The sequence below is a fragment of the Burkholderia sp. AU4i genome (genome assembly GCF_000466765.1).
Lineage (GTDB): Bacteria > Pseudomonadota > Gammaproteobacteria > Burkholderiales > Burkholderiaceae > Burkholderia > Burkholderia cepacia.
The window spans coordinates 1-859 of the sequence record NZ_ASSI01000296.1; the positions used below are offsets into that span (position 1 = coordinate 1).

At 66.6% G+C, this 859-nt stretch carries 1 protein-coding gene and 1 pseudogene; both read right to left on the bottom strand.

The window, feature by feature from the left end; genetic code table 11:
* Positions 1-219 (bottom strand): annotated as a pseudogene (locus L810_RS46645) (MFS transporter); the annotation flags it as partial.
* A 50-nt stretch (positions 220-269) separates the two neighbouring features.
* Positions 270-859, bottom strand: a 590-nt coding sequence (locus L810_RS41025) for a TetR/AcrR family transcriptional regulator (protein WP_042978257.1), incomplete at its 5' end; no start/stop codon positions are given.

Consider the following 859-nt stretch of genomic DNA (forward strand, 5'->3'; position numbering starts at 1 on the left):
CAATCGCCCGCCGGTGATCAGCGTCACCGCGTACAGGCCCGCATACGATGAAATGACGAGTTGCTCGGCCGACGACGAGGCGCCCAGTTCCGCGCGGATCGACGGCAGCGCGACGTTGACGATGAAGAAATCCAGCGGCGGCAGGAACGCGCCGACGAGCAGGACCGCAAACATCGCCCAGCGGCGCGGGTCGGGTGATACGGGGTCATTCCGTGACATGGATGGCTCTCCATACGGAACCAATCGGTTCCAAATTGGGTAAAAAAATATCAGTCGAGGATGCGCATCGTGCGGTCGACCAGCGCGAGCATGTCCTGCTCGGACACGCCGGTTTTGCCCAGCACGCGCATGCCCTCGATCTGGCAGACGAGCAAACGCGCCAGCACCTGTTCGTCCTGCTCGGCGATCTCGCCGCTCGCCTGGCCACGGACGATCGCACCGGCATAGAGCTGTTGCAGTCGCCGGAACATGCGCCCGGTGCGCTCCGCGACATCCGCGTCGCGCGCGGCCAGTTCCGTGGTCATCGCGACCGCGAGACATCCGCGCCGGCCCGCCTCGCCGACGGACAGGCGCGCATAGCGCAGCAGCGAATCGCGAATCGCATCCTTGACGGCGCCGGGTTGCGACAGAATGTCCGCGGTCGCCTTGAGCCCGTCGGCCATGTACAGGTCGAGCGCCGCCAGCAGCAGCGCCTTCTTGTCGCCGAACGCCTTGTACAGGCTACCGCGCGACAGGCCGGTGCCGGCCATCAGGTCGGGCAGGGACGCGCCTTCGTATCCGCGGTCCCAGAAAACGTCCATCGCGTCGCGCGCGGCATCGCCAAGTTCGAATTCGCGTGGGCGGCCCACGCCAGCCGGAT